The organism is Streptomyces sichuanensis, from assembly GCF_020328095.1.
Classification (GTDB): domain Bacteria; phylum Actinomycetota; class Actinomycetes; order Streptomycetales; family Streptomycetaceae; genus Streptomyces; species Streptomyces cinnamoneus.
This window is the reverse complement of the sequence record NZ_JAIXMK010000011.1, coordinates 104,067-116,567: the sequence shown is the minus strand read 5'-3', so window position 1 is coordinate 116,567 and position 12,501 is coordinate 104,067. Positions and strand designations below refer to the sequence as shown.

8 protein-coding genes are annotated in these 12,501 nt (G+C 72.4%); 5 read left to right on the top strand and 3 right to left on the bottom strand.

Going from position 1 to position 12,501, the window contains the following annotated elements; translation table 11 throughout:
* Positions 1-58: 58 nt before the first annotated feature.
* Positions 59-2,344 (bottom strand): FdhF/YdeP family oxidoreductase, encoded by a 2,286-nt coding sequence (locus LE181_RS06160; protein ID WP_225660116.1) that lies wholly within the window; start codon positions 2,342-2,344, stop codon positions 59-61.
* Positions 2,345-2,497: 153 nt separating this feature from the next.
* On the opposite strand from LE181_RS06160, the gene polA reads away from it, so the two are divergent.
* The 4 genes from polA (at position 2,498) to LE181_RS06140 (ending at position 6,756) form a co-directional block, all read left to right on the top strand.
* A complete protein-coding gene (gene polA / locus LE181_RS06155; protein ID WP_225660115.1) occupies positions 2,498-5,245 on the top strand; it encodes a DNA polymerase I in 2,748 nt (915 codons plus the stop codon).
* A 153-nt stretch (positions 5,246-5,398) separates the two neighbouring features.
* Positions 5,399-5,533 (top strand): SPW_0924 family protein, encoded by a 135-nt coding sequence (locus tag LE181_RS06150; protein ID WP_225660114.1) that lies wholly within the window; start codon positions 5,399-5,401, stop codon positions 5,531-5,533.
* 12 nt (positions 5,534-5,545) lie between these two features.
* On the top strand, positions 5,546-6,568 hold the full coding sequence (pgfA, locus tag LE181_RS06145; RefSeq protein ID WP_225660113.1) for a cell envelope lipid trafficking protein PgfA: 1,023 nt from the start codon (positions 5,546-5,548) through the stop codon (positions 6,566-6,568).
* Positions 6,565-6,756 carry a hypothetical protein gene (locus LE181_RS06140; RefSeq protein WP_225660112.1) on the top strand — a complete coding sequence of 64 codons (192 nt, stop codon included), beginning with the start codon at positions 6,565-6,567 and terminating at the stop codon, positions 6,754-6,756. The genes pgfA and LE181_RS06140 overlap by 4 nt, the downstream gene beginning before the upstream one ends.
* Positions 6,757-6,819: 63 nt before the next feature.
* Here the strand turns inward: LE181_RS06140 and hrpB are convergent, their stop codons facing one another.
* Both hrpB and LE181_RS06130 read right to left on the bottom strand, forming a co-directional pair.
* Complete coding sequence (gene hrpB / locus LE181_RS06135) at positions 6,820-9,390, bottom strand: ATP-dependent helicase HrpB (RefSeq protein ID WP_225660111.1); 2,571 nt, start codon at positions 9,388-9,390, stop codon at positions 6,820-6,822.
* Positions 9,391-9,492: 102 nt separating this feature from the next.
* Complete coding sequence (locus LE181_RS06130; RefSeq protein WP_225660110.1) at positions 9,493-10,296, bottom strand: class I SAM-dependent methyltransferase; 804 nt, start codon at positions 10,294-10,296, stop codon at positions 9,493-9,495.
* A gap of 526 nt (positions 10,297-10,822) precedes the next feature.
* Between LE181_RS06130 and rpsA the strand changes: the two genes are divergently transcribed.
* Complete coding sequence (rpsA, locus tag LE181_RS06125; protein WP_225660109.1) at positions 10,823-12,328, top strand: 30S ribosomal protein S1; 1,506 nt, start codon at positions 10,823-10,825, stop codon at positions 12,326-12,328.
* Positions 12,329-12,501: the final 173 nt, after the last annotated feature.

The window sequence follows — 12,501 nt, the reverse complement described above, 5'->3', positions numbered from 1 at the left end:
CTCCGATCACCGTTGGTCGTTGTGTGGTGAAATTTTTTTCAGCTGGACCGTCCCGGCGTCAACTGTCTTCGGTCTGCCGCTCGATCCTGATGACGACGGACTTGCTGGCGGGGGTGTTGCTGGTGTCGGCCGTGTGGTCCAGGGGGACGAGGACGTTGGTCTCGGGGTAGTAGGCGGCGGCGCAGCCCCGGGCGGTGGGGTAGTGCACGACGCGGAAGCCGGGGGCGCGGCGTTCGCTGCCGTCGGTCCATTCGCTGACGAGGTCGGCGTAGGAGCCGTCGTCGAGGCCGTGTGCGCGGGCGTCGTCGGGGTGGAGGAGGACGACGCGGCGGCCGTTCTTGATGCCGCGGTAGCGGTCGTCGAGGCCGTAGATGGTGGTGTTGTACTGGTCGTGCGAGCGCAGGGTCTGCAGGAGCAGCCGGCCTTCGGGGACGGCCGGGTAGGTGACGGGGGCGGCGGTGAAGTTGGCCTTGCCGGTGGTGGTGGGGAAGGTGCGGCTGTCGCGCGGGGCGTGGGGGAGGGTGAAGCCGCCGGGGCGGGCGACGCGGGCGTTGAAGTCCTCGAAGCCGGGGACGACGCGGGCGATGCGGTCGCGGATGGTGGCGTAGTCCTTCTCGAAGTCTTCCCAGGGGGTGCTGCTGGCGTCGCCGAGGACGCGGCGGGCCATGCGGCAGACGATGGCGGGCTCGGAGAGCAGGTGGGGTCCGGCGGGGGCGAGGCGGCCTCGGGAGGCGTGGACCATGCCCATGGAGTCCTCGACGGTGACGAACTGGTCGCCGCTGTGCTGCCGGTCGCGTTCGGTGCGGCCGAGGGTGGGCAGGATCAGGGCCCGTGCGCCGGTGATCACGTGGGAGCGGTTGAGCTTGGTGGAGACGTGGACGGTCAGGCGGGCGCGGCGCACTGCGGCTTCGGTGACGTCGGTGTCGGGGGTGGCGGCGACGAAGTTGCCGCCCATGGCGAAGAAGACCTTGGCCTGGCCGTCGCGCAGGGCGCGGATGGCGCGTACGACGTCGAGGCCGTGGGCGCGGGGCGGGGCGAAGCCGAATTCCTTCTCCAGGGCGTCGAGGAAGGCCGTGGAGGGGCGTTCGAAGATGCCCATGGTGCGGTCGCCCTGGACGTTGCTGTGGCCGCGTACGGGGCAGACGCCGGCGCCGGGGCGGCCGATGTTGCCGCGCAGCAGGAGGAAGTTGACGACTTCCCTGATGGTGGGCACGGCGTGCTTGTGCTGGGTGAGGCCCATGGCCCAGCACACGACGGTGCGCCGGGAGGCGAGGACCATGCGCAGGGCCGTTTCGATGTCTTCGCGGCGCAGGCCGGTGGCGCGCAGCGTCTCGTCCCAGTCGGCGGTGCGGGCGGCGGCCGCGAACTCTTCGAAGCCGTGGGTGTGCTCGTCGACGAAGGCGGTGTCGACGGCGCCTTCGGTTTCCAGCACCAGCTTGTTGAGGAGGCGGAAGAGGGCCTGGTCGCCGCCGAGGCGGATCTGCAGGAAGAGGTCGGTGAGGGGGGTGCCGATGCCGGCCAGGCCGCGGGCGTTCTGGGGGTTCTTGAAGCGTTCCAGGCCGGCTTCGGGCAGCGGGTTGACGGTGATGATCTTCGCGCCGCCGGTCTTGGCCTTCTCCAGGGCGCTGAGCATGCGGGGGTGGTTGGTGCCGGGGTTCTGGCCGGCGACGATGATCAGGTCGGCCTGGTGGAGGTCCTCCAGGAGGACGCTGCCCTTGCCGATGCCGATGGTCTCGGTGAGTGCGGAGCCGGAGGACTCATGGCACATGTTGGAGCAGTCGGGGAGGTTGTTGGTGCCGAGTTCGCGGGCGAAGAGCTGGTAGAGGAAGGCGGCCTCGTTGCTGGTGCGCCCGGAGGTGTAGAAGACGGCCTCGTCGGGGGTGGTGAGGGCGGTCAGCTCTTCGGCGATGATGTCGAAGGCGCGCTCCCAGGACACCGGCTCGTAGTGCGTGCCGTTCTCGGCGAGGTACATGGGCTCGGTGAGGCGGCCCTGCTGGCCGAGCCAGTAGCCGCTGCGCCCGGCGAGGCCGGCGACGGGGTGCTCGGCGAAGAAGGCGGGGGTGACGCGGCGCAGGGTGGCCTCTTCGGCGACGGCCTTGGCGCCGTTCTCGCAGAATTCGGCGGTATGCCGCTTCTCCGGCTCGGGCCAGGCGCAGCCGGGGCAGTCGAAGCCGTTCTTCTGGTTGACCCGGAGCAGGGTCAGGGCGGTGCGGCGCACGCCCATCTGATCGTTGGCGATGCGCAGGGTGTGGGCGATGGCGGGCAGCCCGGCGGCGGCGTGCTGCGGGGCGGTGACGTCGGGTGCGTCCTGTACCGGATCGCCGGTGGGCGGCTTGCCTGCCATGTCGCTCCCCCTTGAGCGGTCGGTGCTGCGCGGGTGGGTCGTGCGTGCCGGTCCTGTGTCGTGCGGTGCCGATCCTGTCATGGGGGTCCGACAGCGGGGTGGCCGAGGGTTCCGTGGCCGGGATTGTCAGTGGGCCGTGGCAGGATCGGGGGCGTGGCAGCAAAGGCATCGAATACCCCGACAGCGAACGAACCGACCGGCACCGAGGCATCAGCGGAGGGAGGGCGTCCCCGTCTGCTGTTGATGGACGGGCACTCCATGGCGTACCGGGCGTTCTTCGCGCTGCCCGCGGAGAACTTCACCACTTCGGGTGGTCAGCCGACGAACGCGGTGTACGGCTTCGCGTCGATGCTGGCCAACACGTTGCGTGATGAGAAGCCCACGCACTTCGCGGTGGCGTTCGACGTGTCGCGCAAGACGTGGCGCTCGGAGGAGTTCCCGGAGTACAAGGCGACGCGGTCCAAGACGCCGGACGAGTTCAAGGGCCAGGTGGCGTTGATCGGCGAGCTGCTGGACGCGATGAGCGTGCCGCGGTTCGCGGTGGACGGCTTCGAGGCCGACGACGTCATCGCGACGCTCGCCACGCAGGCGGAGGCCGAGGGTTTCGACGTCTCGATCGTCACGGGTGACCGCGACTCCTTCCAGCTGGTGAGCGATGCCGTCACGGTGCTGTATCCGACGAAGGGCGTGTCGGAGCTGACGCGCTTCACGCCGGAGAAGGTCGTGGAGAAGTACGGTCTGTCGCCGCGGCAGTACCCGGACTTCGCCGCGCTGCGTGGTGACCCGTCGGACAACCTGCCGGGCATTCCGGGTGTCGGTGAGAAGACCGCCGCGAAGTGGATCAACCAGTTCGGTTCGTTCGCCGAGCTCGTGGAGCGGGTGGAGGAGGTCAAGGGCAAGGCCGGGCAGAACCTGCGCGACCACCTGGAGGCGGTGAAGCTCAACCGCCGGCTGACCGAGATGGTCCGCGACGTCGAGCTGTCCACCGGCCCCGTGGGCCTGCTGCGCGCGGCGTACGACCGGCCGGCGCTGGTGGCGTTCCTGGAGCGGCTGGAGATCCGCAACGTCGGCCTGCGCGACCGGCTGCTGGCCGCCGACCCGGGCGGGGAGTCCGCCGAGGAGGCGGCCCCGGAGGCGGGTGCCGAGGTCGACGGTGTGGTGCTGGGCACGGGTGAGCTGGCGCCGTGGCTGGCCGAGCACGGCGGCGCCCCGCTGGGTGTGGCCGTGGTCGACAGCTGGTCGCGGGGCAGCGGCCGGGTCGCCGAGATCGCCCTGGCGACGGGCGAGGGCCCGGCGGTGTGGTTCGACCCCACCGAGCTGGACGAGGCCGACGAGCGGGCGTTCGCCGCGTGGAGCGCGGACGCCTCCCGGCCCAAGGTGATGCACGACGCGAAGGCCGCCATGCGGGTCTTCGCCGAGCACGGCTGGTCGGTCGCGGGCGTGGGCATGGACACCGCCCTGGCCGCCTACCTGGTGAAGCCCGGCCGGCGTTCCTTCGCCCTCGACGCGCTGTCGGTGGAGTACCTGGGCCGTGAGCTGGCGACGGCGGCCGCGGGCGACGGCCAGCTGGCCTTCGGCGCGGACGAGCAGGCGGAGGCGGACGCCCTCATGGGCCGTGCCCGCACGGTGCTGGATCTGGGCGGTGCGTTCGCCGGCCGGCTCAAGGACGTCGGTGCCGCCGGGCTGCTGACCGACGTGGAGCTGCCGACCAGCGCGATGCTGGCGGGCCTGGAGCGGGCCGGCATCGCCGCCGACCGCGGCTGGCTGGAGCGCATGGAGCAGCAGTTCGCGGCCGCCGTGCAGCAGGCGGTGCAGGAGGCGCACGCGGCGGCGGGCCGCGAGTTCAACCTGGGCTCGCCCAAGCAGCTGCAGGAGGTGCTCTTCGGGGAGCTGGGCCTGCCGAAGACGAAGAAGACCAAGACCGGGTACACCACGGACGCCGACGCCCTGGCCTGGCTCGCCGCGCAGACGGAGAACGAGCTCCCGGTGATCATGCTGCGGCACCGTGAGCAGTCCAAGCTGCGCTCCACGGTCGAGGGCCTGATCAAGGCCATCGCCCCCGACGGCCGGATCCACACCACCTTCAACCAGACGGTGGCCGCCACGGGCCGGCTGTCCTCCACCGACCCGAACCTGCAGAACATCCCGGTGCGCACCGACGAGGGCCGGGCCATCCGCCGCGGCTTCGTCGTCGGTGAGGGCTTCGAGAGCCTGATGACCGCCGACTACAGCCAGATCGAGCTGCGCGTCATGGCCCACCTCTCCGAGGACGAGGGGTTGATCGAGGCGTTCGCCTCCGGTGAGGACCTGCACACGACCGTCGCCTCCCAGGTGTTCGGCGTCGCCAAGAGCGACGTCGACCCGGAGATGCGCCGCAAGATCAAGGCCATGTCGTACGGCCTGGCGTACGGCCTGTCGGCGTTCGGTCTCTCCCAGCAGCTGAACATCGCCCCCGACGAGGCGCGCCGTCTGATGGACACGTTCTTCGAGCGGTTCGGCGGGGTGCGCGACTATCTGCAGCGCGTCGTGGAGGAGGCCCGGGCCACGGGCTACACCGAGACGATGCTGGGCCGCCGCCGTTACCTGCCGGACCTCAACAGCGACAACCGCCAGCGCCGCGAGATGGCCGAGCGGATGGCGCTGAACGCCCCGATCCAGGGCACCGCCGCCGACATCGTCAAGGTCGCGATGCTGCGGGTCGCCGAGGCCCTGGCGGCCGAGACGCTCGGCTCCCGGATGCTGCTGCAGGTGCACGACGAAATCGTGCTGGAGATCGCGCCGGGCGAGCGGGAGAAGGTCGAGGCGCTGGTCCGCCGCGAAATGGCCGGTGCCGTCTCGCTGCGCGCCCCGCTGGACGTCTCGGTCGGCGTCGGCCGGGACTGGGAGTCCGCTGCCCACTGACCCGCGGCGCGGCACCGGTCACTGCGGCCCTTCTCCCCGCCGGACGGCGGGGAGAAGGGCCGCGCCGCGTGGTTCTCATCCGTGGCGGGCGTTGCTACCGTGCCCACCTCTGACGCCTTGTCAGGTACGGGGAACCTCGCCAGGAGGCTTCGCATGCGCGCACTGGCCGCCGCGGCCATCGGACTGGCCGCGGCCCTCGCCCTCGTCCTCACCCTCACGGCCGTCGGCCCGCCCGAGGGCGAGACCTCGCCCGAGCCCCTGCTGTCCTCCGTCCCCGCCCACCCGTAGGCGGGCCCGGCCGTGCGCCGCAGAGCAAGCCTGGTCCTGCTGGCCCTCGCGGTGTTCTGCACCGCCCTGTCACCGCTGCTGCGCTGGTATGCCTTCCCCCAGCTGGCCAAGGTCCCGGCCGGGCAGTACCAGACGGCCGTCCTGGAGGCGAAGGACGCCACCCTCATCGACTACGCCACGCTCCAGCCCCGGCAGGTCCCGAAGATCACCATGGTGCAGACCCTCAAGGGCAACGTCGAACAGGCCAGGAAGGTCAAGGACACCACCGGCCGCGACGTCGTCGTCTGGGACACCCTCTCCTACGTCGCCGGACCCGACGGCGCGATGGTCTCGCGGATCCCCGAGCGCTACGTCTTCGACGCCCACACCCAGCAGCCCGTCCACGCCGGCGGCGAACACGTCGACGGCACGCCGGTGCGCCGCGACGGCATCCAGTACAAGTGGCCCTTCCTCGTCGAAAAACGCGACTACCGCTACTTCGACCCGATGACCCGTACCTCCGCACCCATCCACTACCGGGGCACCCGCACCTTCCACGGCCTGAAGGTCTACTACTTCGAGCAGACGATCCCCTGGACGAAGGTCCCCCTGCCCCGGCAGCTCCCGCTCGGTATCACCCCCGACGCCGTCCGGCAGCTCGGCCTGGAGCGCTGGTACGCCACCCGACGCATGTTCTGGGTCGACCCCACCACCGGGGCGCCCGTCAACGGCGAGGAGATCCACCGCGAGGAGATGCGCTGGACCGGCCACCCGGAGAAGCAACCCATCCCCGCCTTCTCCGGCCACGTGAAGATGCGCACCGACTACGTCGACAGCACCGTCGCCCTGGTGACCTCCCAGCGCCGGCTCGTCCTCCTGCTCACCAGCTACCTGCCGTGGGGCTTCTTCACCCTCGGCGGGTGCCTGCTCGCCCTCTCCCTGCTCCTGGAGGCACGAGATCGTCGTGCGCCCGCCGTGGATGTGGCACACGATGGAGGGAAACCCGAACGGCCGACCCCCAGCGCGGGGTCGCTGAGCAGAGGAGGCTCGCCGTGAAGGAGAGTCCCACGGACGCGTCCACCACGTCCGGGCCGCGCCGGCTGTACACCGGCAGCGAGCGGCCCTTCGACCCCGAGGACCTGGTCATGGCGTCCGGGCGCGACGTCACACCCGAACGCGTCGAGGCCGCCAGGCGCCTCATCGAGGAGAAGGGGGCCGCAGCGGTCGAGCGCTACCTCCCCTGACGCCACCTCCCGGCACCCTCTCCCGGACACGGTCTCCCGTACGTCCGGCAGAGGGCCCGGACGTCACGGCCGGCGCGCGTTGGTGCGGCGCGTCGCCACGGCCGCCGACGGGTCCTCCGGCCACGGATGCCGGGGATAACGGCCGCGCAGCTCCGCCCGGACCGCGCGGTAGCCGTCCCGCCAGAACGACGCCAGGTCCGCGGTGACCGCCGCGGGCCGCCCCGCAGGCGACAGCAGGTGCACGAGCACCGGCACGCGCCCGCCCGCCAGCCGCGGCGTCTCCTGCAGGCCGAAGAGCTCCTGCAGCTTCACGGCCAGTACGGGCTGCCCGGCGCCGTAGTCCACCCGGATCCGGGAACCGCTGGGCACCTCGATGCGCTCCGGCGCCAGCTCCGCCAGACGCGCGGCATCGCCGGTCGCCCACGGCAGCAGCCGCTCCAGCGCCTGGCCCGCGTCCACGCGCTCCAGGTCGGCGCGCCGCCGCGCCCGGCCCAGCTCCACCCCCAGCCACTCGTCCGTACGCTCCAGCAGCGCCTCGTCCGACACGTCCGGCCAGGGCTCGCCCAGCTCACGGCGGAGGAACGCCAGCCGCTGCCGCAGAGCGGTCGCCTCCGGTCCCCACCGGAGCAGCCCGAGCCCCTCGCACCGCAGCCCCTCCAGCAGGGCCGCCCGCACCCGCTCGGGGGCCGGCGCGCCGAGCACGGCCGCCGACAGCTCCACCGCGCCCAGCCGCGTCACGCGCCGCGCCACCACGTCGCGCCGCTCGTGCGACCAGTGCACCTCCTCGCCCTCGGCGAACAGCGCTCCGGCCGCCGCCCGGGCCGTGCCCTCGTCGATCACCGCGCCCAGCCGCACCCGCGCCGACGCGGCCGCCACGGGCCGGTCCGCAACGGCCACCGCGAGCCAGGGGGCACTGCGCAGCTGCGAGCCCTCGCCCAGCTCGGCGCCGGTGCCGGACACCATCAGGTAGGAGCGCTCGCCGCGCGCCCGCGCCACCCGCTCGGGAAAGGCCAGCGCGGCGACGAGCCCCGCCACGGCGTCGTCGGTGGGCGCGCTCGCGGCGCGGGACCCTTCCGGCCGGTCCCCGTCGTCCGTGACGGTCCGCAGCGAGCCCTCCAGCCGACGGGCCTCGGCCCGCCAGCGACCGGCGTACGCGTCGCCACCACGCCGGGCCGTGCGCCAGGCCGCCGCCAGATCGTCGCCGTACTCCCGGGGCGGCTCCTCGCTCAACAGCGCCACGACCTCCGCCGCCCGGCGCGCACCGACCTCCTGCGCGCCGTCCAGCAGGGCGCGCGCGAGCCGTGGATGCACCCCGAGCCGGGCCATGCGCCGCCCCCGGTCCGTCGGACGCCCCCCGGCGTCCACCGCACCCGTGGCCGTCAGCACGGCCCGCGCCGCCGCCAGCGCACCGGCCGGCGGCGCGTCGAGGAGTGCGAGCCCGGACGCGTCCGGATCACCCCAGCAGGCCGCCTGCAGCGCGAACGCCGTCAGGTCGGCGACCGTGATCTCCGCGGCCGGGAACGCCGGCAGCCGGATCTCGTCCGCCTCGGCCCAGCAGCGGTACACCGTTCCCGGCGCCTCGCGCCCCGCCCGGCCGGCACGCTGCCGGGCCGCGGCCCGGGACGCCCGTACGGTCGTCAGCGCGCTCAGCCCCCGGGCGTGGTCGGTACGCGGCTCGCGGGCCAGCCCGGCGTCCACCACAATCCGTACGCCCGGCACCGTCAGGCTCGACTCGGCCACCGAGGTCGCCAGGACGACCCGCCGCCTCCCCGAGCCGCCCGCCAGCACCGCGTCCTGCACGGCGGCCGGGGCCCGCCCGTGCACCTGCAGCACCTCCGCACCGCCCGGTGCCCGCTCCCCGCCCAGCAGACCCGCCACCCGGGCGATCTCCCCCACGCCCGGAAGAAAGCACAGCACGTCGCCCTCCCGCTCGCGCAGCGCCCGCCGCACCACGGCCGCCACGTGCTCCAGCAGGGCCGGGTCCACGCGCATCCCGTGCGGCGGCCGCACCGCCCGCTCCGGCGGCGCCCACACCACCTCCACCGGATGCGAGACCCCCTGCGCCTCGACGACGGGCGCGTCGCCGAGCAGCCGCGCCCAGCCCTCCGCGTCCGTCGTGGCGGAGGCCGCCACCAGCTGCAGCTCCGGCCGCAGGGTGGCCCGTACGTCCAGGAGGAACGCCGCGGCGGTGTCGGCGTCCAGATGCCGTTCGTGACACTCGTCGAGCACCACGACGTCCACGCCGGACAGCTCCGGATCGCGCTGCAGGCGCTGCAGCAGCACACCGGTCGTGACCACCTCGACCACCGTCGCGGGCCCGGCCCGCCGCTCCCCGCGCACGGTGAAGCCCACCCGCCCCGTCGCGCCCCCGGCCTCCTCGCCCAGCAGCCACGCCATGCGGCGGGCGGCGGCCCGCGCGGCGATGCGGCGCGGCTCGGCGACGACGACGCGGCGCACCGGCGCGGCGGCCCCCGCCGCGGGCACGAGGCCGGCCAGGACCAGCGGGACCAGCGTCGTCTTGCCCGTGCCGGGCGGCGCGCACAGGACCGCCGCGCCGTGCCCGTCCAGCGCGCGGGCGAGCGCGGGCAGCGCGGTCCGTACGGGCAGTCGTTCGAGGGCGTCGTCAGGGATCACGGGACCAAGTCTCGCCGAGGCCCGGACGGGACCGCCCGGGAGGCCGCTGCCGGCTGATCCCGCCGGCCCGGCCGGTCCCGGTCGAACACCGCCGGACAGGTCCTAGTCCCGCTCGCAGACGAAGATCGCGGTTCCGGGGATGAGGTGGCCGCGCAGCGGGGACCAGCCGCCCCACTCCTGGTGGTTCCAGTCCGGCCATTCCGGCTCCACCAGGTCGATCAGCCGGAAGCCGGCCTTCACCACCTCGCGCACCCGGTCGCCGAGCGTCCGGTGGTGCTCCACATAGACGGCCCGGCCCGACTCGTCCTGCTCGACGTAAGGGGTGCGGTCGAAGTACGAGGCGGCCACGGAGAGCCCCTCCGGCCCCGGCTCGTCGGGGAACGCCCAGCGGATGGGGTGGGTGACGCTGAAGACCCAGCGGCCGCCGGGCCGCAGCACCCTGCGCACCTCGCGCATCACCTGCACCGGGTCGGCGACGAAGGGGATCGCCCCGTAGGCGGAACAGGCCAGATCGAAGGAGCCGTCGGCGAAGGGCAGGGCGCCGGCGTCCGCCTCGACCAGCGGGAAGTCACCGCCGATCCGCAGGGCGTGCTGCAGCTGCCGGTGGGAGAGGTCCAGGGCCACCGGCCGGGCGCCCCGGGCGGCCAGCCAGCGCGAGCACTGGGCCGCGCCCGCACCGATCTCCAGGACGTCGAGGCCGCGCAGGCCGCTCGCCGGGCCGAGCAGCCCGGCCTCCGCCTCGTCCAGGCCCTCCGGGCCCCAGACGAAGCGGTCGTCGCCGAGGAAGCCGCCGTGCTCGTTCTGGTACTCGTCGGCGTTGCGGTCCCACCAGCCGCGGCTGGCCCTGCTGCTCTCCGCCTCGCCGCTGGGGCGGCGGGTGGCTTCCGGCTCGTGCTGTTGGGTCATGTCGACGGTCGCGCCCTTGGCCTCGGCAGTGATACGGCGGTAATAAGTGATACGGCGGTCATACTCGAACGAGCGGCGCCCTCGCGTGCCGGTGCGTTCCGGTCGCTCACGCGCTGTCACCGCGGCGCGCGGCGGAAGGCGCCACGCGCGGCTCTTGATCTTCGCAGGCGGTCGCCGGAGGGCGACGCTGTGGGGTGTTGCGGGGCGCTCGTGGCCTCGCACAACCCGAGTTGTGCCGGATTTCGGGTGTTTCGTCCCGGGTGTGCGCCTTCGCGCATTGACCGTGTCCGGCTGCCCCCGTATGCTACAAGTTGCGCTGCGGGCCTGCGCGCCTCAGACGGAGCAGGCCGCGCTCGCACTTGTTGTATGTCCCCTCGGTTGTCGAGGTGCATTCCGTTTCCGTTCGGGCCTTCGGGCTCCTCACGGAAGCCGCACCTCCAAGGCTGTCCGGCTTCGGCAGTGCGATACGGGCTCTCGGCGTAGCAGTACCTACGACTTCAATGTCCGTACCGGAGCCCTTTCCCACATGACGAGCAGCACCGAGACCACCGCCACCACCCCGCAGGTTGCGGTCAACGACATCGGTAACGAGGAAGCCTTCCTCGCCGCGATCGACGAGACGATCAAGTACTTCAACGACGGCGACATCGTCGACGGCGTCATCGTGAAGGTCGACCGGGACGAGGTCCTGCTCGACATCGGTTACAAGACCGAGGGTGTCATCCCCTCCCGCGAGCTCTCGATCAAGCACGACGTCGACCCGAACGAGGTCGTCAAGGTCGGCGACGAGATCGAGGCCCTTGTTCTCCAGAAGGAGGACAAGGAAGGCCGCCTGATCCTCTCGAAGAAGCGCGCCCAGTACGAGCGTGCCTGGGGCACCATCGAGAAGATCAAGGAAGAGGACGGCATCGTCACCGGTACCGTCATCGAGGTCGTCAAGGGTGGTCTCATCCTCGACATCGGCCTCCGTGGCTTCCTGCCGGCCTCCCTGGTCGAGATGCGTCGCGTCCGCGACCTCCAGCCCTACGTGGGCAAGGAGCTCGAGGCCAAGATCATCGAGCTGGACAAGAACCGCAACAACGTGGTCCTGTCCCGCCGCGCCTGGCTGGAGCAGACCCAGAGCGAGGTCCGCCAGACCTTCCTCACCACCCTCCAGAAGGGTCAGGTGCGCTCCGGCGTCGTCTCCTCCATCGTCAACTTCGGTGCCTTCGTGGACCTGGGTGGCGTCGACGGTCTCGTCCACGTCTCCGAGCTGTCCTGGAAGCACATCGACCACCCGTCCGAGGTTGTCGAGGTCGGCCAGGAGGTCACCGTCGAGGTTCTCGACGTGGACATGGACCGCGAGCGCGTCTCCCTGTCGCTCAAGGCCACCCAGGAAGACCCGTGGCAGCAGTTCGCCCGGACCCACCAGATCGGTCAGGTCGTCCCGGGTAAGGTCACCAAGCTCGTTCCGTTCGGTGCGTTCGTCCGCGTCGACGAGGGCATCGAGGGCCTGGTCCACATCTCCGAGCTGGCCGAGCGCCACGTGGAGATCCCGGAGCAGGTCGTCCAGGTCAACGACGAGATCTTCGTCAAGGTCATCGACATCGACCTCGAGCGTCGTCGCATCAGCCTCTCGCTGAAGCAGGCCAACGAGTCCTTCGGTGCCGACCCGTCCGTGGTCGAGTTCGACCCGACCCTGTACGGCATGGCCGCGTCCTACGACGACCAGGGCAACTACATCTACCCCGAGGGCTTCGACCCCGAGGCCAACGACTGGCTCGAGGGCTACGAGAAGCAGCGCGAGGAGTGGGAGCGCCAGTACGCCGAGGCGCAGCAGCGCTTCGAGCAGCACCAGGCGCAGGTCATCAAGTCCCGCGAGGCCGACGAGCAGGCCGCTGCCGAGGGCGCTGCCGCTCCGGCCGCCGCCTCGGGTGCCGGCAACGTGTCCGGCGGTTCGTACTCCTCGGAGTCGGCCGACAACTCCGGCGCCCTGGCGTCGGACGAGGCGCTCGCCGCGCTCCGCGAGAAGCTCGCCGGCGGCCAGAGCTGAGGCTCTGACCGGCAGCAGCTGACAGCTGACTGAAGTAAGGCCCGCTCTCCTCGGAGAGCGGGCCTTACTCATGCCCGCGTGCCCGCGCGCTTCTCTTCGCACGCCTCGTCCTCGTACGGCCCGGCTGCCGCCCGGGCCGCCTCCCTCTCGTGCGGATCACCCCCGGCGGCGGG